The sequence below is a fragment of the Acidovorax sp. Leaf73 genome, assembly GCF_916855635.1.
Taxonomy (GTDB): domain Bacteria; phylum Pseudomonadota; class Gammaproteobacteria; order Burkholderiales; family Burkholderiaceae_C; genus Acidovorax; species Acidovorax facilis.
In genome coordinates this window covers 280,919-303,492 of sequence record NZ_CAKASI010000003.1, presented here as the reverse complement: position 1 = coordinate 303,492, position 22,574 = coordinate 280,919, and the positions used below count along the sequence as shown (strand labels likewise).

Annotated in this window: 25 protein-coding genes; 15 read left to right on the top strand and 10 right to left on the bottom strand. The window is 65.6% G+C overall.

Annotated features, from left to right (window positions below; all coding sequences use genetic code 11):
- Nucleotides 1-2 precede the first annotated feature (2 nt).
- Nucleotides 3-431, top strand: a complete 429-nt coding sequence (locus LPA35_RS11220) for a hypothetical protein (RefSeq protein ID WP_147433278.1) — start codon at nt 3-5, stop codon at nt 429-431.
- 422 nt (nt 432-853) lie between these two features.
- On the opposite strand, the gene LPA35_RS11215 is transcribed toward LPA35_RS11220, so the two are convergent.
- The 6 genes from LPA35_RS11215 to LPA35_RS11190 form a co-directional block, all read right to left on the bottom strand.
- On the bottom strand, nt 854-1,627 hold the full coding sequence (locus LPA35_RS11215; RefSeq protein ID WP_228897036.1) for a class II aldolase/adducin family protein: 774 nt from the start codon (nt 1,625-1,627) through the stop codon (nt 854-856).
- Nucleotides 1,628-1,816: 189 nt separating this feature from the next.
- Nucleotides 1,817-2,542 (bottom strand): Ig domain-containing protein, encoded by a 726-nt coding sequence (locus LPA35_RS11210; protein ID WP_228897035.1) that lies wholly within the window; start codon nt 2,540-2,542, stop codon nt 1,817-1,819.
- A complete protein-coding gene (locus tag LPA35_RS11205) occupies nt 2,539-4,239 on the bottom strand; it encodes a tail fiber domain-containing protein (protein ID WP_228897034.1) in 1,701 nt (566 codons plus the stop codon). The genes LPA35_RS11210 and LPA35_RS11205 overlap by 4 nt, the downstream gene beginning before the upstream one ends.
- Before the next feature lie 29 nt (nt 4,240-4,268).
- A complete protein-coding gene (locus LPA35_RS11200; RefSeq protein ID WP_228897033.1) occupies nt 4,269-5,888 on the bottom strand; it encodes a tail fiber domain-containing protein in 1,620 nt (539 codons plus the stop codon).
- 181 nt (nt 5,889-6,069) lie between these two features.
- Complete coding sequence (locus tag LPA35_RS11195) at nt 6,070-6,534, bottom strand: carboxymuconolactone decarboxylase family protein (RefSeq protein ID WP_228897032.1); 465 nt, start codon at nt 6,532-6,534, stop codon at nt 6,070-6,072.
- Nucleotides 6,535-6,681: 147 nt separating this feature from the next.
- Nucleotides 6,682-7,608, bottom strand: coding sequence for an RNA polymerase sigma-70 factor (locus LPA35_RS11190; RefSeq protein WP_228897031.1), 927 nt, complete (start codon nt 7,606-7,608; stop codon nt 6,682-6,684).
- A 155-nt stretch (nt 7,609-7,763) separates the two neighbouring features.
- Here LPA35_RS11190 and LPA35_RS11185 point away from each other — a divergent pair, with 155 nt between their 5' ends.
- Nucleotides 7,764-8,222: a DUF4087 domain-containing protein gene (locus LPA35_RS11185; protein WP_228897030.1), complete on the top strand. Its 459-nt coding sequence runs from the start codon at nt 7,764-7,766 to the stop codon at nt 8,220-8,222.
- A 106-nt stretch (nt 8,223-8,328) separates the two neighbouring features.
- Nucleotides 8,329-8,697 carry a VOC family protein gene (locus LPA35_RS11180; RefSeq protein ID WP_228897029.1) on the top strand — a complete coding sequence of 123 codons (369 nt, stop codon included), beginning with the start codon at nt 8,329-8,331 and terminating at the stop codon, nt 8,695-8,697.
- Between the two features lie 31 nt (nt 8,698-8,728).
- Here the strand turns inward: LPA35_RS11180 and LPA35_RS11175 are convergent, their stop codons facing one another.
- The 4 genes from LPA35_RS11175 to LPA35_RS11160 all read right to left on the bottom strand — a co-directional run bounded on the left by LPA35_RS11175 (nt 8,729) and on the right by LPA35_RS11160 (nt 10,989).
- Nucleotides 8,729-9,007 carry a YkgJ family cysteine cluster protein gene (locus tag LPA35_RS11175; RefSeq protein ID WP_121421772.1) on the bottom strand — a complete coding sequence of 93 codons (279 nt, stop codon included), beginning with the start codon at nt 9,005-9,007 and terminating at the stop codon, nt 8,729-8,731.
- Nucleotides 9,008-9,086: 79 nt separating this feature from the next.
- Nucleotides 9,087-9,698: an NADPH-dependent FMN reductase gene (locus tag LPA35_RS11170; RefSeq protein WP_228897028.1), complete on the bottom strand. Its 612-nt coding sequence runs from the start codon at nt 9,696-9,698 to the stop codon at nt 9,087-9,089.
- Between the two features lie 110 nt (nt 9,699-9,808).
- Nucleotides 9,809-10,336, bottom strand: a complete 528-nt coding sequence (locus LPA35_RS11165) for a DUF1772 domain-containing protein (protein WP_228897027.1) — start codon at nt 10,334-10,336, stop codon at nt 9,809-9,811.
- Nucleotides 10,337-10,389: 53 nt separating this feature from the next.
- Complete coding sequence (locus tag LPA35_RS11160) at nt 10,390-10,989, bottom strand: Crp/Fnr family transcriptional regulator (protein ID WP_228897026.1); 600 nt, start codon at nt 10,987-10,989, stop codon at nt 10,390-10,392.
- Nucleotides 10,990-11,139: 150 nt separating this feature from the next.
- On the opposite strand from LPA35_RS11160, the gene mnmG reads away from it, so the two are divergent.
- The 12 genes from mnmG to lpoB all read left to right on the top strand — a co-directional run bounded on the left by mnmG (nt 11,140) and on the right by lpoB (nt 22,572).
- Entirely contained in the window at nt 11,140-13,119 is a 1,980-nt protein-coding gene (gene mnmG / locus LPA35_RS11155) for a tRNA uridine-5-carboxymethylaminomethyl(34) synthesis enzyme MnmG (RefSeq protein ID WP_228897025.1), read from the top strand.
- Entirely contained in the window at nt 13,116-13,793 is a 678-nt protein-coding gene (gene rsmG / locus LPA35_RS11150) for a 16S rRNA (guanine(527)-N(7))-methyltransferase RsmG (protein ID WP_228897024.1), read from the top strand. The genes mnmG and rsmG overlap by 4 nt, the downstream gene beginning before the upstream one ends.
- A 108-nt stretch (nt 13,794-13,901) precedes the next feature.
- Complete coding sequence (locus LPA35_RS11145) at nt 13,902-14,516, top strand: LysE family transporter (protein WP_228897023.1); 615 nt, start codon at nt 13,902-13,904, stop codon at nt 14,514-14,516.
- A gap of 36 nt (nt 14,517-14,552) precedes the next feature.
- Nucleotides 14,553-15,365: a ParA family protein gene (locus tag LPA35_RS11140; RefSeq protein ID WP_121421778.1), complete on the top strand. Its 813-nt coding sequence runs from the start codon at nt 14,553-14,555 to the stop codon at nt 15,363-15,365.
- Nucleotides 15,366-15,399: 34 nt separating this feature from the next.
- Nucleotides 15,400-15,942 carry an alpha/beta hydrolase gene (locus LPA35_RS11135; RefSeq protein WP_228897022.1) on the top strand — a complete coding sequence of 181 codons (543 nt, stop codon included), beginning with the start codon at nt 15,400-15,402 and terminating at the stop codon, nt 15,940-15,942.
- A 70-nt stretch (nt 15,943-16,012) separates the two neighbouring features.
- A complete protein-coding gene (locus LPA35_RS11130) occupies nt 16,013-16,309 on the top strand; it encodes a cupin domain-containing protein (protein WP_228897021.1) in 297 nt (98 codons plus the stop codon).
- Between the two features lie 39 nt (nt 16,310-16,348).
- Entirely contained in the window at nt 16,349-17,266 is a 918-nt protein-coding gene (locus LPA35_RS11125; protein ID WP_055402181.1) for a ParB/RepB/Spo0J family partition protein, read from the top strand.
- Nucleotides 17,267-17,503: 237 nt separating this feature from the next.
- On the top strand, nt 17,504-18,859 hold the full coding sequence (locus LPA35_RS11120; protein WP_228897020.1) for a hypothetical protein: 1,356 nt from the start codon (nt 17,504-17,506) through the stop codon (nt 18,857-18,859).
- Nucleotides 18,860-18,865: 6 nt separating this feature from the next.
- Nucleotides 18,866-19,609, top strand: a complete 744-nt coding sequence (locus LPA35_RS11115; RefSeq protein ID WP_055395759.1) for a hypothetical protein — start codon at nt 18,866-18,868, stop codon at nt 19,607-19,609.
- Between the two features lie 327 nt (nt 19,610-19,936).
- On the top strand, nt 19,937-21,463 hold the full coding sequence (locus LPA35_RS11110; protein ID WP_228897019.1) for a COG3014 family protein: 1,527 nt from the start codon (nt 19,937-19,939) through the stop codon (nt 21,461-21,463).
- Nucleotides 21,464-21,498: 35 nt separating this feature from the next.
- Nucleotides 21,499-21,912, top strand: a complete 414-nt coding sequence (locus LPA35_RS11105; RefSeq protein ID WP_055395763.1) for a YcfL family protein — start codon at nt 21,499-21,501, stop codon at nt 21,910-21,912.
- A gap of 42 nt (nt 21,913-21,954) precedes the next feature.
- Complete coding sequence (gene lpoB, locus LPA35_RS11100; RefSeq protein WP_218135467.1) at nt 21,955-22,572, top strand: penicillin-binding protein activator LpoB; 618 nt, start codon at nt 21,955-21,957, stop codon at nt 22,570-22,572.
- Nucleotides 22,573-22,574: the final 2 nt, after the last annotated feature.

Genomic DNA, 22,574 nt, shown 5'->3' with positions numbered 1-22,574 from the left:
TCATGAAAATTAGTGGAAAAATTAAGAGCATTGACGTCGACGGATATGAGCGACTCTTATCAATTCAGACGGACGATCGATTGGTTTGGTGCAATCTTGTCCAACCAAATGAATATTTAGAGCCAGGGCAGTCGTCCATTTATTTAAAGATGGATGAGCCTGTTCAATTGAAAGTTGGATTATTTTTTATCGCCGATCATAGGGTGCTTGAAGGCAGGGCTGATAACGCGATGAGCCAAGACGCTTATGGGTCGCCTCATGCGATTGTGATCGGTGAAGTTATCGGGAAGATATCCTCGGATACCTATTTAATTGAAATTGAAAAAAATGATCAAATTGAAGCTCAGTTTGAGTCTAATTTGGAACTGAATATTGGAGACTACATTCGCGTAGCAGGAGAGCTAGCTGTCCAGGACGGTGTCTCTCTGTAAATGAGTGCGGAGTGCTGGAGGGCGGTTTCAAATCTGAAGTGCAACACCCTCACCGAGGGTAATGTACGCAAATGGGAACGAGATACGAACACTTGCAGGCAGAAGAGAGAGCGGGCGCCGGGGTCAAGTCTTGCATCTTGCCCCCTGGCATTCATGCACTTCAAGCCAAATCAGGCTACAGCGATTAATCATCAAGCGCAAGAAGCTATCAATTAGATAGCGTTTCTCAGCTAGGTGTCGCATCCCGGACGATCATACGGGCGCTCCTGCTCAACGGCCTATCTGGCAAAGGGTGGCCCATCTTTCCAGGCACCCTCCCGCTCAACTCGCACAACCAGATCGGCCTTGTGGTCACCCTCGGCATCAGCGTTGACACCGTTAAGGCTTTCTGGTGCGCCCGCTGTCGGGGGCTGTAGGACGTCTCAGGTATTCCAGCCTGGCAGGTCGCGCTGCACCTTGCGCAGCAGTGCAGGCCAGGCAAAGGCGCCGCCCAGGCCGCCCGTCTGCACGCGCATGGCCTGGGCCACGCCGCTCACGATCTGGGGGTTTACGGCGATCAACTCGCCACCTGCCTGCGCGTCGATCTGAATGCGGCAGGTGTTCTCGAAGGTGTACATCGACAGGAACGCGTCGGCAATCGTCTTGCCCACGGTGAGCAGGCCGTGGTTGCGCAGCATGAGGAAGTTGGCCTCGCCCAGGTCGGCCTGCAGGCGTGGCTTTTCTTCGTCGCGGAAGGCCACGCCCTCGTACGCGTGGTACGCCAGCGAGCCCAGCACGAAGGTACTTTGCTGGCTGATGGGCAGCACGCCGCCCTTCTGGGCGCTGACGGCCACACCGGCACGCGTGTGGGTGTGCAGCACGCAGCCGGCTTCGGGCCGGACCTCGTGCACGGCGCTGTGGATCACAAAACCGGCCGGGTTCACGGGGAAGGGCGAGTCGTGCAGCTTGTTGCATTGCATGTCCACCTTGATCAGGCTCGATGCCGTGATCTCGTCGAACATGAGGCCGTAGGGGTTGATGAGGAACTGGTGCTCGCCCGGACCCGACACCGATTCGGGCAGTTTGGCGCTGATGTGGGTGAAGACCAGGTCGCTCCAGCCGTACAGCGCAACGAGCCGGTAGCACGCGGCCAGGTCGCAGCGCAGCTGCCATTCTTCGGGGCTGACGCTTTCTTGCAGCGAAGGGATGTTAAGCATGGGGTGTCTCCGATGGTGGGGGTAGGAGACCCCACTGTAGGGCGGGAGGGCGGGCGGGTCTGTCAGGCAGGCTACAGGTGTTGCGCTTTTTGTGAATGCTATGGAAATAATAGCTTTCTAAGTCCATCCATCAAGCGCCAGGGCCGAATTTTTTTCAAATTCCTGTGCCCTGGGGCCCTGCCCGGTCTATCAGCGCCCGCGTCCTTGCTGCTGCCGTATCTGGCGCCGCCCCAGCCAGCCCAGTCCTAGCGCCGCCAGCACCAGCATCCATGGATCGTTCACCGGAATCCCCGTGGAGAGGGCCATCACTTGGAGGTTCAGTGTGATGGTGGAGGACAGGCCGTTGGCGTCCGTGACCTGGATGACCAGGACATAGAGCCCCGGTGTGGTCGGTGTTCCGCTCAGCAGGCCGTTGGGCCCCAAGGTCATGCCCGGGGGCAGGGGGCCGGAGTTCACGGTGAAGGTGTAGGGGCCGGTGCCGCCGGTGACCTGGATCTGTCCGCTGTATGCGGTGTTCGCGACCAGCACGGGCGGAGGGGTGATGGTCAGCGCACCTGTCACGGTGCCTGCACCCAGCAGGTCCAGCTCGCGCCCCAGGGCGTCGGACACTGTGATGGTGAAGCTGTAGGGCGCCGAGCTGGTGGGCGTGCCCGTGAGATCGCCCGTGCCCGACAGGCTCAGGCCCGCCGGAAGAAGCCCTGCGCTGACGAGGAACTGGTAGGGCGCCACACCATCGCTGGCGACAAAGGTCACGCTGTAGGGCACACCCAGCGCCGGTGTGGGAATGCTGGACGGGGTGACGGTGATGTCCTGCGCGGCGGCGCTGGCAGCCCACAGCACCAGGCTGGCAACGCCGATCCATGTGGTGAAACGGCGCACGCCGGTGCGCAGTGCCTGCACCGCGCGGGCCGTCATCGCGCGCCCCCGTTCTTGCGCGCGAGCTGCTGCTCCAGGGCCGAAAGGCGTTCGGCCAGGGCCATGAGTTCTGCATCCTTGGCGGCCAGCTTCTGGTGGAGGGCCTGGACCGTGGCGGCCGCAAGGCCGGCGACATCGCTGGGCGCAAGCGTCCGGGGGCTGGCGCCCACCTGAAAGCGCTGGTGTACATCCTCGGCCATGGGCCCCAGGTGCAGGCTGGCGTTGAGATCGCTCAGGTAGCGCCAGGCATACAGCGGCAGGTTCAACACTTCGCCAAGGACTGCATGGACCGGGGCCGGGCTGATGTCGTGTTTGAGCGTGCGGCTGGAGCCCTGGCTGAGCGTGCCGGCCACCACCAGGCCGCCGCCTGTCTGCATCGACAGCGCATTGCTGCCACTGCCGCTGGGCGCCAGGCTGAAGGCCGAAGCCGTAGCGTGTTGCGTCCAGTACGCGGTGCCTGCGCCATGTGCAAGCCGCGCAGCGATGGCGCCGTTGTTCTCCAGCTCCATCTGCACGCGGGGCAGGGCGGTGGCGCTGGTGTTGTCCACCAGCAGGGCTCCGCTGCCGTCCGCGCGCCGCAGGTGCAACGGGGCAGCAGGGCGCGGCGTGCCCAGGCCCACGCTGCCGTTGCCCGCAATATCAACGCTGGCATGTGGCGCCCCCGGCCGGATGCGCAGGGGAAGGAGGGAGCCGCCGGTGACATCGCGCACGAAGAAATTGGCTTCGTTGCCCGCCACATCCCAGGTCTGGGCTGTGTAGCCGCCGGTGTTGTTCTGCTCTTGCCGCAGCGCCGGGGTGTTGGAGGACAGCACATGCAGATCAAGCACGGGTACGCCGGTGCCCACCCCCACGCGCCCTTGCGGGTCCACAACCAGGCTGTTGGCGGGCGCTCCGGCCAGCCAGCGCACGGGGGTCAAGCTGCCTGTGACATCGTCGATGCCGAGGTAGCTGGCCCCGCCGCTGGCGCTGTCGTTGGCGATGATCTGCCAGTCGTTGCCGGGAAACGCGCCCGCACTGGTGTCTTCAAACTTGATGCGCAGGTTGTTTTCCTTCAGGCGCAGGGTGTCGAAGCCAAAGCTCTCGTTGTTGACGCAGTCAAACCCCATGCAGATGCTGCCTTGCACGATCTGGTCGTCGGCGACCAACTGGTCTTTGGTGGCAAGGCGGAGGGTGCGGGCGGCCTTTGAAGATGGGGCGGACTGCGCGGCGGGGCCGTCGGCTGTATCCCCTTCGCCCGGGGGCAAAAGTGCGGGTGGCAGCACAAACGCACCGCCCGCCACCGACACGTTGCCGGCCAGCATGGCGCCCCTGGGCCCGGCAGCGCTGGAGGCACCCACGGGGTTGGCCGCCACGGGGGTTGCATCGTCGGGCCGCACGGCAGCGGTGGTGGGGGCCAGCGTCAACTCGTAGGTGTAGCGTCCGTCGGGCAAGGGATGGTCTTGCAGCGACAACACCAACGGGCCGGACAGCACCAGGTCCTGGGGCGCATCGCCCTCGCGGGCGATGCGCAGCACGGCGCGGCCATGGGGTGCGGTGGGGGTCCACTCCAGCCGGGTGGCCTGAAGCCGTGCCGCAATGGCGGGGGGCTGCACTTCGCTGCCGGTTTGTGCGTGCACGAGGGGTGGGCTCAGCAGGGATGCCAGGGTGGCGGCAACCAGGGCGGCAGCGCGCGGCCGCAGCCTGGTCAGGAGGGGCAAGCAATGGTGGATTGGCATATTGGCAATCCCTAGCGTGCTGCGGGCGTGGCGGTCTTGGTGGGCACGCCCGAAGCGCCCGGAGCGCCCGTTGGGGCCATCTGCGCTTCGAGCAGGGAGATGCGGGCCCGGATCGCGGCGATGTCTGCCTCGCGCTCGTTCACCTTGCGGGCCAGCGCCTGCACGGCGCCCAGGGTCACGCCGGCCAGATCGCCGGGGGCCAGGCTTTTGTCGTCCTGCCCCAGCTGGAAGATCTTGCGGAAGTCCTCGGCCATGGGGCCAACGTGGCGCTCTTGTGTGGGGCTGGATTTGTAGCGCCAGTGGTAGAGCGGCAGGGCCAGCACTTTCTCCAGCAGGGCGGTGCCATTGACCGGCTCGATGCCGGTCTTGAGCGTACGGCTGGAGCCTGTGCTCAGGGTGCCGGTGATTGCCAGGTTGCCGTTGGCCGCCAGTGTGAACTGGGGGGTGCCAGCGCCCTGGGTCGCCAGCGTGAGCGCGGTGCCTGATGTCATGTCCCAGCCCGTGGCCGGTGCCGTGGTAAAGCGCAGCACGGCTGGCCCGTTGTTGGCCAGATTCAGCAGTGTGCGCGGGGCCGTTGTGCCGCTGGTTTCCTGCACCAGCACCTGGGCCGTGCCATCGGTGCGCCGGACGTGCAGCGCCGCGCCGGGCGAAGCGGTGCCTATGCCCACTGCGCCGGAGGCCGCAATGTCCAGGCTGCTGGTGGGCGCGCCGGGGCGAATGCGCAAGGGCAGGCGCGAGCCGTTGGTGACGTCGCGCACGAAGAAGTTGGCCTCGTTGGCGCCTATGTCCCAGGTCTGCGCCGTGAAGCCGCCTGCCGACGACTGCTCCAGCCGAATGGCGGGGGTGTTGCCGGTCAGTGTGTGCACGTCCAGCACCGGCGTGGCAGTGCGCAGGCCCAGGCGGCCCGTCGAGCTGACGTACAGGCTGTTGCTGGGGGCGCCAGCACTGACGGTGAAGACCTGGCGGTTGGCCGTGGCATCCTCGACCGTGAAATACGATGCCCCGCCCGAGGCGGTGTCGTTGACCCGAATCCGCCAGTCGTTGGCCGGAAAGGTGCCAACGCTGGTGTCGTCGAAATGAATGCCGAGGTTGTTCTCCTTGAGCCGGAGCGTGTCAAAGCCAAAGGATTCGTTGTTGACGCAATCAAAGCCCGCGCACAGGCTGCCCTGCACGATCAGGTCGTCGGCCACCACCTGGTCCTTGGTGGTGAAGGTGCTGCCGGTCTCGGTGGGCAGCACAGGGGCGCCTGGCTCGGCCGCATCCACCACCAACTGGCCCTGAATGACCATGAACGAGCCCGCCGTGATGCGCTGCTGCATCGTGGCCTGGGCCTGGGCGGGGTCCATGGCCGCAGGGGGCTCCAGGCTCAATTCATAAAAATAGCGGCCATCGGCCAGCCCTGCACGCTGGGGCTCCAGCACCACGGGGCCGCGCGCAAACGGCAGGTCGCTGACCGTGCCATCCGGGCGGGCCAGCCGCAGCTTGGCAGCGCCGTGGGGGGCCGCAGCCGTCCAGGTGATGCGGTCAGCCTGGCGCGTGGTGGAGATGGCCTGGGCCGGGGATTGGGCCGCACAGGTGGCAGCCGCGAGGGTTGCCATCAGGGCGATGGTGGCTCGGTGCAGGGGTTTCATGGGGCTTTCTCGAAGGTGGGCATGGGCTGCCCAGGGCGCCAATATGGCCATTGCTGCATCGCGGCATTGCCGCCCGCAGAACCAGCGGCCCATCAATGGCGACGAGTCTGGCCGAGCGATGCCAGATCGTCAATCGAGTAATTGCCAGGGGTTGCGCTGCGCAAAAGCCCTGCGCCTGTGCTCAGCCCGCTTGCGGAATCGGCGCCCGCATGCCCGCGTTGATCAGGTTCCACGCATTGATCACGCCAATGGCAAAGCCCAGTTCGGAGATTTCCGCTTCGTTGAACACCGTCTGCAGCTTGGCGTATTCCTCGTCGCTCGCATCGCTGTGGGGCGTGGCGGTGATGATCTCGGCCCAGCGGAACGCGGCGCGTTCACGTTCGCCGAAGAACGGCGCCTCGCGCCACCCTGCCACGGCGTTCAGGTGGCGCGGGTCCATGCCGTCCTTGACCAGGTAGGTCCAGTGCATGTCCATGCAGTATGCGCAGCCGTTGATCTGCGACACGCGCAGAAACACCAGCTCGGCCAGGCGCGCGCCCAGCGGGCCCTTCTTGATGGTTTCGGAAAGGCTCACCAAGCCCATGAAGGCTTTGGAAGACAGCTTGTGATAGGGCAGGCGGGCGGTGTGTTGGGTGGTCGATGACATGGCGGTTCCTTGGATGTAGGTGGCAATGGTCCGGGGTAGATAAACCTTGGGCATGAAGGCGGCGGTGGTGTTGCTGCCTTTCATACTGGTTAGACGTTGCCAGGTCTGACGCTGTGACACGGGGCGCCAAAAATCTCCAAAGAGATTTCACCCCAGCGTGGCCGGAATGCCCGCCAGCTTGTCCGGATTGCGCACGGCGTAGATGGCCACTATCTGCTCCCCGTCCGTCACAAATGCCTGCGCCGATTCAAGGTGGCCATCCACATAGCGCAGCAGCCCCGGCTCGCCATTGATGAGCGCCATGCGGTACGCCACCTGCGCACCCAGGCGGCGGAACAGCGCCCAGTACAGGTTGGCAATGCGAAACGGCCCCACCAGCGGCTTGGGGAAGGACGGTACCTTGCCGCCGCCGTCGCCAATCAGCTGCGCGTCTTCGCTCAGCAGCGCCTCGATGGCGTTGCGGTCGCCACTTTTGGCGGCCAGCATGAAACGCTGCAGCAACTGGTGGTGCACGGCGTGGGGCACCTCAAAGCGTGTGCGCGCCTGCTGCACACGTTCGCTGGCGCGGTGCACCATCTGGCGGCAGCTGGCCTCGGTTTTCCCCAGCTGTGCGGCGATCTCGGGGTAGTCGTAGTCAAACACCTGGCGCAGCAAGAATGCAGCGCGCTCCTCGGGCCCCAGGCGCTCCAGCACGTACATAAACGCCACCGACAGCTCGCCCGCCAGCTCGGCGGCTGCCTCCGGTGTGTTGTGGTGTTGCGCGTCGCCGGTGGTGTGGTCGCGCAGCTCCACCAGCGGCTCGGGCAGCCACCAGCCCACATAGGCCTCGCGCTCGGCCTTCAGTGCCCGCAGCCGGTCGATGGACAGCCGCGTGACCACCGTCACCAGCCAGGCCTCGGCCGACTGCAGCGCGGTGGGGTCCTGGCGGCTCCAGCGCAGCCAGGCGTCCTGCAGCACATCCTCGGCATCGGCGCGCACGCCCAGCATGCGGTAGGCAATGCCGAAAAGGCGGGGGCGCAGGGTGGTGAAGGGGTCGGTGGCGGGTGGGGCGGCGGATGTGGGCTGTGTGGTCATAGTGGTGTGCGTGAGAGACCTGCGGGTCTTTTACAGACGTTGGAGGTCGCTGTCTTGTGACAAGGTCTCCGCAGTCGCTTTTGTTTTGATAGCTGCCAGCGCTTGCTGTATAAGCGCTAGAAGCACTTTTGATCTGAAATGGAAAGGATGCAGAGATGGCCGCTTTGTACGCAACCCAGCGCGCGCAAGCAACCCCGCGCGTGGGCCGGATGGGGAACGGCGCGAAGGCGGCGGTGGCAATGCTCTTGTTCGCGCTGGTGCCGTGGGCGACCCCAGTCCAGGCCCAAACGCAAACACCGCTATCCGCCGCTGGTGTTGCCCAGCCGCTGGAAAACCGCTGCGGCTGGTTTCACAACCCCACCCCCAACAACGCCACCCTGACCGACCGTGATGGCGAGTGGGTGGTCTCCACCCAGGGTGGAGACAGTGCCGAAGGCGACTGGCCCGTGTTCACCGACGCGCAGTGGAAGAAAACCAATGGCCACTATGGCTACGGGTGTGCGTGCATGAAGGTGGTGGTGGACCGCAGCGACGGGCGGGTGCTGCGCATTGCATCAGCCACGGCAAAGCCTTTGAAGGCGTGTCGGCAAGATAGGGCTTTGCCGAAGCCTTGAGGCAGTCGGTAAGCGGATGCCCCCAAAAAATATGCTTGTGGTGCTGCGCCACTCTGCGCAAATATCCGACTGCGGTTCCCAATTTCACCCACCCAAGGAGAGCACCATGTCCCACGCATTGAATTGGTTTGAGATCCCTGTGACCGACTTCACCCGCGCCAAGACTTTCTACGAGACGGTGTTGGGCATCACCATTGCGCCGATGGAAATGGGCACGACCAAAATGGGCATGTTGTCGACCGACCCTACCGCCATCGGTGGCGCCCTCGTGCAGGGCGAGGGCAGCGTGCCGTCGCAAAACGGGACGATGGTGTACCTGAACGGCGGTGATGACCTGGCCCCGATGCTGGCGCGCGTAGCGCAGGCGGGTGGGGCGGTGGTGGTGCCCAAGACGGAGATTGGCAACGACTTTGACTTTTTTGCCCATTTTGTGGACACCGAGGGCAACAAGGTTGGGCTGCACTCGATGAAGTAGTGGGTACCCCGCCCGATGGAAACAGGACCGCCTACGCCACCCGTTCGCCAACACTTCCCGGCTGCGTGAGGCGCTCCAGCCGCGTTAGATACGCCAGCGCCTGCCCATTGCTGGTTCCGCACATTTCCACCGACGGCATCAACCCGCCGCACACCGCCGGTCGCTCAGGCTGCCCAAAAATGCGGCAGCGCGCATCGTCCCCCAGTTGAACGCACCGCACCCCCGCAGGTTTGCCCTGCGGCATGCCCGGGATGGGCGAGCTGATGGAGGGGGCGGTGCAGCAGGCGCCGCAGCCAGGGCGGCAGTTCATGGGTGGTTGCTATTGTTTGCGTAGCTGCTAGCGCTTGTCGGGCAAGCGCTAGAGGCCAATTTGACTCAAATTTTGGCGTTCACTGGCCAGCGGCAGCATCGCCGTGCAGGCGGCTGGATGCCCACAGCACCTGGTCGACCACGGCGCGCACGCGGTCGCGGTGGGCTTGCTGGATGAGGGCGCCGCTGTCGTCAAACGCGCTGCCCGCCGAGCCCAGTGCAAACGCCTTGGGCGCCAGCCAGCATTCGGCGTTGATGAGCAAGGGGGCCAGATGGCTTTGCGAGCGCAGGCCGCCCAGTGCCCCCGGCGACGCGCTGAGCATGCCCACCACCTTGCCGCGAAAGCTCTTGCCGCCGTCCTGCCAGTCAGGGTTGCCTTTGACGGGGCTGGAGGCCCAGTCGATGGTGTTCTTGAGCAGGGCGGTGTAGCTGCCGTTGTACTCGGGCGAGCAGATGACCCAGGCGGGGTGCTGCCACAGAATTTCTTTGAGCCGGATCACGTCGGCGGGCGTGCCCTGGGCTTCGAGGTCGGCGTTGTACAGCGGGATGTCGAAATCCGACAGCTCCAGCAGCGTGACGGTGGCGCCCGCGTCGCGTGCGATGGCGGCGGTGGCGTGGGCCAGTTTGCGGTTGAAGGATTGCTGGCGCGTGCTGCCGGCAAAGATGAGGAGGGAGGGAGTGGTGTGTGGCATGGTGCCTGCGATTGAATCACAGGCGTGCGGCAGGAATCCTGCAAGCGAGGCAGGCCGGGCAGGGTTATTCCGTGGTGTGGCTGCACGGTGTTCGGGGCGGATGTAGCGATCTACGTGCCGCGACCGGCAAGCCGCCCCACCAGCGTCCCCAGCGCTGTGGCAAAGCAACCCAGGCTGAGCAGCGCACGCCACAGGTTGGCGGCATTCCACCGGTCGCGCACTTTGGCCCAGTCGGCGGGCAGGGCCTTGGGGTTCCAGGCTTCTGTTGTGTAGTTCAGGGGCAGGTTGACCTGCTGGGTGAAGAACACGATGCCCAGCAGGTAGGCCACGCCGACCAGGGCCAGCAGGCGCCACCACAGCGCGCGGTGTTCACGCCAGGCCGTGGCCAGGGCCAGCGCGCACCACAGCGGGGGGCCAAAGAACAGCGCAAAGAACAGGGCGTGCCGGACGTTGCGGTTGAAGGCGGACTGCACGGTGGCGTAGGTGGCGCCGTCCATCTGCAACATGGCCAGGTTGACGTTGGCGCTGTAGGTGCCGAAGAACCCCGCCATGAGGCCGAGCCACAACACGGCGAGGGCGTGCGGGATGAGGACGAGCAGGGCAGGCGGCGGGTTGTGGGGGCGTGGGATGGTGGTCATGGCGGGCATGTAGAACGATGCCCGCAGTCTGCCGATGCCCCGCACCCCGCGCCTTATCCTTTGATAAGCCCCATCTCGCTGCGCAGGCGCGACAGAGAGACATCGGTCACGCCCAGGTAGGACGCGAGGTGTTTGAGGGCGATGCGATCCGCCCACTCCGGGTGCTGCTCCAGCAAACTGGCGTAGCGCTGGCGGGCGCTGAGTTGCAAGAACTCCTGCTCGCGCTGCATCTTGCCGTCGAGCAGCGCGCAGAGCACCCGGTGCTCCAGCGCGGCCCAGGGTGCCCAGCCCGCGCTGGGCAGCGGCTCACCTGGATCGATGGGCAAGGGCAGCGCCCACACCACGCTGTCTTCCAGTGGTTCCACGTGAAACATCACCGGCTGATGGCGCAGCGTGGGAGTGATGGGCCAGCACAGGGCGCCGTCCAGAAAGAAGTTCTTGTTGGACTCTGCGCCGTCGCGGTCCAGGTAGTACAGCCGCAGCGCGCCGCGCTCCACCCACCACAGGTGCCGCCAGTGTTCGCCCGCCCGCAGCAGGGGCTGGCCACGCTCCAGCAAGCGCCGTTCGGCGCGTACCCACCAGGTCTCCACGGCCGGAGGCGGGACGCCAAGCAACTCGGTCAGGAAGAAGGTGAGGGGGCTGGAAGCAGACACGGCCTGCGCAAAGTGGGAAAATCGCGGGTTGCCTGCTGGGGCGCCAAGTGCGCCCACCACCAGCAGGGCCGGTGTGCGGCGCCTTTGACAGGGCACCCTAGCGCACCGGGTGTTTTGATTATCGGGCCCGCCAGGCCCCGGAGTGTTCCCATGTTGTACCCCCAGGAATTTGATGTGATCGTTGTCGGCGGTGGCCATGCAGGCACCGAGGCCGCGCTGGCCGCTGCGCGCATGGGCAGCAAAACCCTGCTGCTGACCCACAACATCGAGACGCTGGGCCAGATGAGCTGCAACCCCAGCATTGGCGGCATCGGCAAGGGCCACCTGGTGAAAGAGGTGGATGCGCTGGGCGGTGCCATGGCCTTGGCCACGGACGAGGGTGGCATTCAGTTCCGCATTCTCAACAGCTCCAAAGGCCCAGCGGTGCGGGCCACGCGGGCGCAGGCCGACCGCATTCTGTACAAGGCGGCCATTCGCCGCATGCTGGAGAACCAGCCCAACCTGTGGCTGTTCCAGCAGGCGGTGGACGACTTGATGGTGGAGGGCGACCGCGTGGTGGGCGCCGTCACGCAGGTGGGTATCCGGTTCCGCTCGCGCACGGTGGTGCTCACCGCCGGGACGTTCCTGGACGGCAAGATCCACGTGGGGCTGAACAACTACGCGGCGGGCAGGGCGGGTGACCCGCCTGCCGTGTCGCTGTCGGCACGCCTCAAGGAGCTGAAGCTGCCCCAGGGTCGCCTGAAGACCGGCACGCCGCCCCGGCTGGATGGGCGCAGCATCGACTTCTCGAAGTGCACCGAGCAGCCCGGCGACGGCATGCCCGGTGGTGTGAACGAGGGCACGGTGCCCGTGTTCAGCTTCATGGGCAACGCAGAAATGCACCCGCGCCAGATGCCTTGCTGGGTGACGCACACCAACGAACGCACGCACGAGATCATCCGCAGCGGATTTGACCGCAGCCCCATGTTCACCGGCAAGATCGAGGGCGTGGGCCCGCGCTACTGCCCGAGCGTGGAAGACAAGATCAACCGCTTTGCCGACAAGGACAGCCACCAGATCTTCCTGGAGCCCGAGGGGCTGACCACGCACGAGTTCTACCCCAACGGCATCAGCACCAGCCTGCCATTCGACATCCAGTACGAGCTGGTGCGCAGCATGGAGGGGCTGGAGAACGCGCACATCCTGCGCCCCGGCTACGCCATTGAGTACGACTACTTCGACCCCCGCTCGCTCAAGAGCAGCTTCGAGACGCGGCAGATCCAGGGCCTGTTCTTTGCCGGGCAGATCAACGGCACCACCGGTTATGAAGAGGCGGCGGCCCAGGGCCTGTTCGCAGGCATCAACGCCGCACTGCAGTGCCGGGGCGACGCGCCTTGGCTGCCTGGCCGCGACGAGGCCTACCTGGGCGTGCTGGTGGACGACCTGATCACCAAGGGCGTGACAGAGCCCTACCGCATGTTCACCAGCCGGGCCGAGTTCCGCCTGCAGCTGCGCGAGGACAACGCGGACATGCGCCTGACGGAAGCAGGGCGCCGCATGGGCTTGGTGGACGACGCGCGCTGGGATGCGTTCAGCCGCAAGCGGGACGCTGTTTCACGTGAAACAGAACGCCTGAAAGCCACCTGGGTGAACCCGCGCAGCCTGCCTGCGGCAGAGTCTGAACGGGTGCTCGGCAAGAGCATTGAGCATGAATACAACCTGTTCGAACTGCTGCGCCGCCCAGATGTGAACTACACCGACCTGATGTCCATGGATGGTGGCAAATACGCGACCAACGATGTTTCACGTGAAACGCTGGGCGATTTGAGCGAACCCGTGGTGGAGCAGGTAGAGATTGCCGCCAAGTATTCGGGCTACATCGACCGGCAGCGAGATGAGGTGGGGCGCGCCGCGCACTTTGAAAAGCTGCGCCTGCCTGCCGAGCTGGACTACATGCAAGTCACCGCCCTGAGCATCGAAGCCCGCCAGGTGCTCAGCCGCCACCGGCCCGAAACCCTGGGCCACGCCTCGCGCATCACGGGCATCACGCCGGCGGCGATCTCGCTGCTGATGGTGCATCTCAAGAAGGGCGGGTTCAAGGAGTTTGCGGTGGCTGCGGCTGCCAAGGCAGAAGGGGAAGTGGCGGCATGACGATGGCAGTGACAAACGACAGCTTGCGCCAACAGCTGCAGGCAGGGGCCGATGCCTTGGCCCTGGGTCTGACCGACGCCCAGATTACCCTGTTGATGGATTTTCTGGCCCTGCTGCAGAAGTGGAACAAGGTCTACAACCTGACCGCTGTGCGCGATCCGCAGGAGATGATGACGCACCATCTGCTGGACAGCTTGGCCGCTGTGCCGCCGCTGCGCCGCCATGTTGCTGTGCTTGCAGGGGAGGGCCACCACGCTGTGCGCTTGCTCGACGTCGGCTCGGGCGGAGGTTTGCCCGGTGTGGTGTTTGCCATCTGCTGCCCGGATGTGGATGTGAGCTGCGTAGACACCGTGGGCAAAAAGGCTGCGTTCATCCAGCAGGCGGCGGTGGCCCTCAAGCTGCGCAACCTGTATGGCGTGCACGCACGGGTCGAGACGCTGACGACCCCCTTTGACATCATCAGCTGCCGCGCCTTTGCCTCGCTACCCGATTTTGTGACCTGGTCGCGGGCTGCATTGGTAGCGCCGCACGGGGTCTGGCTGGCCATGAAGGGCAAGCACCCCGAGGATGAAATTACGGCCCTGCCCACCGATGTGTCGGTGTTTCACGTGGAACAGCTCACCGTCCCAGGCCTCGACGCCGAGCGCTGCATCATCTGGATGAAGCCGGTCTGACCGTCGGCCGCTAGCTTGTCAGCGGCCGGGGCGGGGTGGTCGCGTAAACTCGGCACCTCACTTCGGGTGCATCCATCTGCGCACCCGTCCAGCACACCGGGAGAGATCATGTTCGGCATCGCAGACTACGGCGCCTTTGTCGCCGCCATTGTGTTGTTCCTGCTCATTCCGGGCCCCGGCAATCTGGCGCTCATCACCTCCACCAGCAAGGGCGGCGTGCGGGGCGGCCTGGCGGCCACGATGGGGGTGATCGCGGGTGACCAGGTGTTGATGTGGGCCGCGGTGGCCGGTGTGGCGGCGCTGCTGGCCACGTACCCCACAGCGTTCAATGCAGTGCAGTGGTTGGGCGCGGCCTACTTGGCTTGGCTGGGCTTCAAGATGCTGACGGCCAAGCCCGGCGCGCAACCCATCCTCAACATCCAGCCGCGCCACTACTTCAAACAGGCTGGCCTGATCACCTTGCTCAACCCCAAGGCCATCGTGTTTTACATGGCGTTCTTCCCTCTGTTTGTGGACCCGGCCCGGCACCAGGGCTTGCTGACCTTTGGCGTGATGGCGGCGACGGTGGCGGTGCTGACGTTTATCTACGGGTTGGTCGCCGTGCTGCTCACGCACCACCTGGCCGAGCGCATGCGTGCCAACCCGCGCATCGGCCGCGTGCTGGAGAAGGTGGCGGGCGTCTTTCTGATCGGCTTTGGCATCAGGCTCGCCATTTCCAAATAAAACAACGACAACAACAACACGGACTGCAACACCCACATGGCCAAAATTTTCTGCGTTGCCAACCAAAAGGGTGGCGTTGGCAAGACCACCACCACCGTCAACCTTGCTGCGGGCCTGGCCAAGATCGGCCAGCGCGTGTTGATGGTGGACCTGGACCCGCAGGGCAACGCCACCATGGGCTCGGGCGTGGACAAGCGCAGCCTCGACCTCACGGTGTATGACGTGCTGCTCGAATCCGCCTCGGTCAAAGAGGCTGCCGTGTTGTCGGAAAAATGTGGCTACTGGGTGCTGGGCGCCAACCGCGAACTGGCGGGTGCCGAGGTGGAGCTGGTGGCGCTGGAGCACCGCGAAAAGCGCCTCAAGGCCGCGCTGGCCGAGGCCGATACTGACTTCGATTTCGTGCTCATCGACTGCCCGCCGTCGCTCTCCATGCTCACGCTCAACGGCCTGTGCAGCGCCCATGGCGTGATCGTGCCCATGCAGTGCGAGTACTTCGCGCTCGAAGGGCTGACCGATCTGGTCAACACCATTAAGCAGGTGCACGCCAACCTCAATGCCGACCTGCAGATCATCGGCCTGCTGCGCGTGATGTTCGACCCGCGCATCACCTTGCAGCAGCAGGTCAGCGACCAGCTCAAGGGGCACTTTGGCGAGAAGGTGTTCAACAGCGTGATCCCGCGCAACGTGCGCCTGGCCGAAGCGCCCAGCTACGGCTTGCCCGGCGTGGTGTTTGACCCGGCGGCCAAGGGCAGCCAGGCCTTCGTCGAGTTTGCGCAAGAGATGGTGGACCGCGTGAAAAACATGCCTGCTGCTGCATCTTCCATGGCAAAAATGGCACCTGGCGCTTGATAGACAAGCGCTAACTGCTATTAAATTGATAGTAATGAAGGCATCCAACATCCTGTTGCTGCCCGGCTGGCAGAACTCTGGCCCCGACCACTGGCAAAGCCGCTGGGAGGCTGTGCACGGCTACCAGCGCGTGGAGCAGCACGACTGGATGCGCCCGCTGCGCGGTGACTGGTCGGCGCGCCTGGAAGAGACCGTGGTCGATGCCGACGGCCCCGTGGTGCTGGTGGCGCACAGCCTGGGCTGCGTTCTAACCGCGTGGTGGGCTGCGCATTCGGCCAACGCGCACCGCGTGTTGGGTGCGTTGCTGGTGGCACCGGGCGATGTGGAGCGGCCCGATCTGGCCGCGCAGATCCACGGCTGGGCGCCCATTGCACGCAAGCCGCTACCGTTCCCGGCGCTGCTGGTGGGCAGCCGCAATGATCCGTATTGCAGCCTGGAGCGCGCTGAGGGTTTGGCGCAGGCTTGGGGCGCTCGCTTCATCGACTACGGCGTGCGCGGCCACATCAATGCCGAATCGGGCCTGGGCGATTGGGACGAGGGGCACGGCTGGCTGATGCAGCTGGCCAACCCGGCATGAGCCGCTGGGCCTTGTGGCGCGTGGTGCGCCGTGTAGCCGTCAGCTACCGAATTTCTCAGTGAACCGATCCATGACCAAAATCAACCTGTCCGCCATCGCCGACCAACTGCCCCGCGCCTGGAGCTCCACCATCGTGGGCCAGGCCGCAGACGCCAACGTCAAGGTGCTGCGCATGGACGATGCGGCCTACCCCGACGAGTCGCACGACTTTGACGAGGCGCTGCTGGTGCTCGACGGCTGCATGCGCCTCGCCCTGCAAGGGCAGGTCACCGAGGTGAATGCGGGCGAGGTGTTCATCGTGCCCGCGGGTGTGCCCCACGCCGTCGCGCCCGGCAGCCATGGCACGCTGGTCATCATCGACCGCTGATTCTTCCCATTCCTTTTTCCCTTTCGCGAGACGCATTTCATGGTCACCAAAAAACCCAAGGGCCTCGGCCGAGGCCTGGAAGCCCTGCTGGGCCCCAAGGTCGAAGAAAAAGTGGAGCAGGCCCAGGCGGCCGAAGCCGGGCTGCCCAGCAGCCTGCCGCTCTCCGAACTGGTGCCCGGCGTGTACCAGCCCCGCACGCGCATGGACGAGGGTGCGCTGTACGAGCTGGCCGAGTCCATCAAGGCCCAGGGCATCATGCAGCCCATCCTGGTGCGGCGCTTGACGGGTGGGGACAACGCGGGCAAGTACGAAATCATCGCGGGCGAGCGGCGGTTCCGCGCCTCGCGCCTGGCGGGCCTGGCCGAGGTGCCGGTACTGGTGCGCGACGTGCCCGACGAGTCGGCGGCGGCCATGGCGCTCATCGAGAACATCCAGCGCGAAGACCTCAACCCGCTGGAAGAAGCCCATGGCCTGCAGCGCCTGGTCAAGGAGTTTGGCCTGACCCACGAACTGGCCGCGCAGGCCGTGGGCCGCTCGCGCAGCGCCGCCAGCAACCTGTTGCGCCTGCTCAACCTCGCCGAGCCCGTGCAGACCATGCTGATGGCGGGCGACATCGACATGGGCCATGCGCGCGCGCTGCTGTCGCTGGACCGCGCGGCCCAGATCACCGCGGGCAACCAGATCGCGGCCAAGAAGCTGTCCGTGCGCGAGGCCGAAGCGCTGGTCAAGAAGATCGGTGCCGAGTTCAGCCTGGTGCCGCAAAAGCCCCAGAAGGAAAAGTCGCGCGACATGAAGCGCGTGGAAGAAGAACTCTCGGACCTGCTCATGGCCGAGGTCGAGGTGCGCGTGAAAAAGCGCGTCAAGCGCCACGGCCGGGTGGAGGACATGGGCGAGCTGGCGATTCAGTTCGGCTCGCTCGAAGCTTTGAATGGCTTGATCGACCGCCTGCGCGGCTGATCGACCGTTGGTTCGGGGCGCGGCGCTGTCGCCGCGCAAACATGCGTGAAATAGCGCACACAAACGGTTTCCACAGGTAACTTGCGCAGGCAAAATGCGTCTGTGCGGGGCCTACACTGCGCTGCGTTCAACACACCCGGGTTGACCGCAAGGCCTCTTCACAGGGCGGCGAAGGTGCCGCCCTGTGGCCCACGATGGTTTGCCGGGTGATCCATGTATCTCCTGGAGCAGACCCCCATGACCTCTTTGCGCTTCGTCCTGACCCCCGCCTGCCTGGCCATTGGCCTGTGCATCGCCAGCTTGGGCGCCCAGGCCCAAACCACCAAAGCCCCCAAAGTCCAGCTGTGGATGGATGTCTCCACCGGCACCATGGCGGGCATGCCTGAGATGGACAGCCTGCCCGGTGGCGGCGGCATGCTCGGCGGCCTGATGGGGGGGATGGGCGGTGGCGCGCAGGGCAGGGCGGGTGGTGGTAACACGTCCTATGGCCACGCCCGCGCCATGTCCATCATGCCGCCGCGTGTCATCGACATCGCCTTGCACAACACCCTGCGCCCCGGCGTCGAAGCCAGCCAGGCCATACCGCCTGGCATGCGCATGGGCGAATCCCTTCCGCTGATCCCACCCCGTGCCCAGCCCACCCAGACCGAGCCGGGCGAGGTGCCGCAGGAATACCAGCAGCACCAGCCCAAGGGCCGCATCCTGCTGTACTGGGGCTGCGGCGCCTCGGTGCGTGCGGGCCAGCCGCGCGTCATCGATCTGGCGCGCGCCAAGCCGACCGACTACGCACAGGCGTTTGCCGGCCGCGCCGTGCCCGACCGGGGGCCGCGCGTGGGCCCGGCCTATGCGCTGTACCCCAACGAACGCAACCAGGTGAGCCTGTCACGGGACAGCTCGCTGGCGGGCGAACACCAGGTGCGCGGCGACGGCGTGCCTGCCTCCATGAAGTTCACGCTGGGTGCGGCACAAGACCTCATGCCCGCCATCGACCTGCGCACCACCGGCAAGCCGCAGGACAGCATGGGCACCAGCTGGCAGCCCGTGCGCAATGCGCGCGCCTACTACCTGCACGCCATGTCGCAGAGCGGGGACGACCTCATCATGTGGTCCAGCGCCGAGACGCCCGACACGGGCATGGGCCTGTTCGACTACCTGTCGCCCGCCACCATCGACCGCTGGCTCAAGGAGCGCGTGCTGCTGCAGCCCGAGACCACGCAGTGCGCCATTCCGCAGGGCATTTTTGCAGGCGGCGGGCGCGACGCCACGCCCATGCTGCGCATGATGGCCTACGGCGGCGAAAGCCACATCGTGCACCCCCCGCGCCCGGCGGACCCCAAGGCCGCGTGGGAGCCCGAGTGGGCCGTGCGCGTGCGTGTGAAATCACACACCATGGCCATGCTGGGCGAAGAGATGCAGGGGCGGCGCGGGGGCATGGGGGCTGCTCCGCCGGCCGCTTCGGGCGGTGCCTATTCGAGCGGCATGGGCGGTGCGCCGACCGGCCAGCAGCCCGCTGGCGACGGCGGTGCGGAATCCGGCAACGCGGGCAACGTGGTCAACCCCGTCAACCTGCTGCGCGGCATTTTGGGCCGTTAAGAATCCATGTTGGCCCTGCGCATGCCCTGGCCCCTGCCCGCGCTGGTCGCGTGGGCGTGCGCGTGGCTGATTTTTGTGGCGCTCCAGCGCGCGGTTCCCCCCGTGGCTGCCTTGCTGGTCGCCTGCCTGCTGGGGACGGCGGCCAGTGTCCTGGGCGACAGCTGGTGGCGACGCGGGCTGATTGCGGCGGGCTTTCCGTTGTCGCTGGCGCTGCTGGGCGCGGCCAGCCTGCCCACCTGGGCCTGGCTGGTGCCGCTGGCGCTGCTGCTGCTGGTCTACCCCCTGAACGCCTGGCGCGATGCGCCGCTGTTTCCCACGCCCCACCATGCGCTGCAGTCGCTGGCCTCGCAGGCTCCGCTGCCGCTGGGTGCCCGCGTGCTGGATGCGGGCAGCGGCGTGGGCGATGGCCTCAAGGCGCTGCGCCACGCCTACCCGGCCGCACAGCTGGAGGGCATCGAATGGAGCTGGCCCCTGCGCCTGCTGTGCGCCCTGCGGTGCCCCTGGGCCCAGGTGCGGCGCGCCGACATGTGGGCCGAGGACTGGAGCCCCTACCGCATGGTCTATCTGTTCCAACGGCCCGAAAGCATGGCCCGCGCCGCCGCCAAGGCCCAGGCCGAGCTCGCAACCGGGGCATGGCTGGTGAGCCTGGAATTTGCGGTACCCGGGGTTCTGCCCTGTGCACAGCTGCGTGCGCCCGGTGGCCGCGTGGTGTGGCTGTACCGCATGCCCCTGAACCGCGTCGAGGCATGAAATGGCACTGTTGGATTGCGATTTGAGCCGTTCGCCACGGTTACAGAAAAGATACAAGCTTTTGCTACATTGCGTCCCTGGCTACAACCCCATACAAAACTACCAAGAAACTCACAGCCAGAGGGGGCTGCCAGCAGCACGTGAACGCGCCGGGAGGGGGCGCACCGGCCGCCAGCACCTTCCTTGTCCGGACCTCCCATCCTGCAGGCCCCACCAGCCTCTACGGCGCACCACTCTGACGGGTGTGCCTGTAGTGCGGTGCCGTCTTGCGCGTGGACATGGCCGGGGTTTTCTGGTGCACCACCGACCGATCTGCAAGGAGCATTCATGACCGCCCATCCATCCCGTTTCCGCCCGCGCCTTCTGTGGGTGCTGGCCCTGAGCGCCGCCCTCACGGGCTGCGCCACCATGCAGAGCCATGACAAGCTGGCGACCGACATGCAGAACGCCGGCCGCAGCGGCGGCATTCCCGCAGCCATCGCCCAGCTCGAAAGCACGGCCAAGACCGAAGAAGAAAAAACCGCGCTGCTCTACAACATGGAACGCGGCGAGCTGCTGCGCATGGACCGCCGCTACCCCGACAGCACCAACGCCTTCCTGCTGGCCGACAACAAGGTCAAGGAATGGGAAGAAACCGCCAAGACCAACCCCAGCAAACTCATGGGCACCGTGGGTGCTGCGCTGATCAGCGAACGCCTGAAGGTCTACGAGGGCCAGGACTATGAAAAGGTGTGGGTGACCACGCGCCTGGCGCTCAACCGCATGGCCGTGGGCGACTTTGAAAACGCCCGTGTGGACATCAAGCGCACCCACGAGCGCGAAGCCATCATTGCCGAGTTCCGCGCCAAGGAAACCCTGGCCGCTGAAGAAGAGGCCAAGTCCAAGGGCGCCACCTCTGGCGGCAAGGAACTCAACGGCTACCCCGTCGAGACGCTGAACGATCCCGAAGTGCTGGCGCTCAAGAACGGCTACCAGAACGCGCTTTCGCACTACCTGGCCGGTTTTCTGTACGAAATGCTCAATGAGCCCGGCCTGGCCGCGCCCGGCTACCGTAAGGCCATCGAGCTCAAGCCCGAAACCGGCGTGCTCGAAGAAGGCCTGCGCGGCCTGGACACGCGCACGGGCTTCACCTGGAAGCGCCGCCAGCGCATGACCGATGTGCTCTTCATCGTCGAAGCCGGTGACGCCCCGGCGCGCAAGCCCAAGGCCTTCACCATTCCCGTGCCCACGGGCCGTGGTTTGGTCACGGCCAGCATCTCCTACCCCGTGATCGAGCCGTCTTCCGATCCACTGCTGACCACCATCTCCGCTGCTGGCACCGACCTCAAGCTGGAAAAAGTGGTGGACGTGAACGTGATGGCGCGCCGCGCGCTCAAGGACGAAATGCCCGGCATGGTGCTGCGTGGCTTCACCCGCGCCGTGGCCAAGGGCGTGCTGCAGAACGAACTGCAAAAGCGCGGCGGCCTCATCGGCGGCATCATCGGCGCGGCCGCCTCGGTGGCCACCGAGCAGGCCGACGACCGCATGTGGCGCATGCTGCCCGGCCGCGTGTATGTGGCCCGTGGCTACCTGCCGCCCGGCGAGCATGTGGTGAGCGTGAATGGCCGCCAGCTGCCCCAGCCCATCAAGATCGACGGCCAGTACGCCCTGGTGCCCTTGCGCATGTATGAAAACAGCGTGCTGACCGGCGACGTGGCCACGCTGGGCCAGCTGCCCACCGTGGCGGCGGCACCGCAGCCCGCCGCAGAGCCTGCCACCACCGTGCGCACGACGACGACCACCACCACCCGCACGCGCTCGGTGCCCAAGTCGGCGGTCAAGTCCACCTCGGCCACGCCTGCCGCCAAGAACTGAAACCGAACATGTCCCATTTTCAAGGAGCCTCTGGCATGAGAACCCGTTTTGCCCTTGCCGCCGCCGCACCCGCCGTTGCGTGCGCGGTCCTCGCGATGACCCTGGCCACCGCTGCCCGCGCCCAGCTGCACGACCCGGCCACCCCGCTGGCCGTGGCGTCCAAGGTCGCCCTGCGTGGCGAAGCCAACAGCATCGCCGTGCGCGAGATGCGCATCGTGCGCAAGAACGACATCCTGGTCGTGCAGGCCGACATGGCCAACATGGGCCGCACCGACCGCACCGTGTTCTACCGCTTCAAGTGGCTGGACAACGTGGGCAACCAGGTGGGCGATGGCGAATCCTGGAAGCAGATGAGCGTGCTCGGCCTGGGCCAGCAGACCGTCAAGAGCGTGGCGCCCACCTCTGCGGCTGTCGATCTGCGCCTGGAAATGAATGTGGAGCCGCGCTGATCGCGCCGCGCCAATCCCTGTTTGAGTGAGGAGTAAACCAACATGAACACCAAGAACCGCATCCAGCGCAGCGCGCTGGTCCTGGCCTTTGCGGCCAGCACCCTGGCCCTGTCGGCCTGCCAGAACCTGTCCTCGCCCACCGTGCGTTTTGACCGCCAGGTCAACTACGGCGATGCCAAGGCCGTCGAGCTGGTGACCAACGAATTCGGCTCCACCGACCTGCAGATGATTGCCGAGAAGATGACCGGCGGTTTGCTCGAAACCGGCATCTTCCAGGGCCGCCCCACGGTGACGATCTCCACCGTGAAGAACAAGACCAGCGAATACATCGACACCACCAACGTGATGAACTCGATCCAGACCTCGCTGGTCAAGTCGGGCAAGGTGCGTTTCGTGCGCTCCATCAACGAGATGCAGGCCGGTGTGGACGAGCTGCAGCGCCAGAACCAGAGCGGCCTGTACAAGCAAGGCACCACCGCCAAGGTCGGCCAGATGACAGCCGCCAAGTACAGCATGGAAGGCGAGCTGACCAGCATCGTCAAGCAGAACAACGCGACCAAGGACGTGTACTACAAGTTCACGCTCAAGCTGTTTGATGTGCAGGAAGGCACGATCGAGTGGCAGGACGAGAAAGAAATCAGAAAGACCAGCAAGCGCTGATC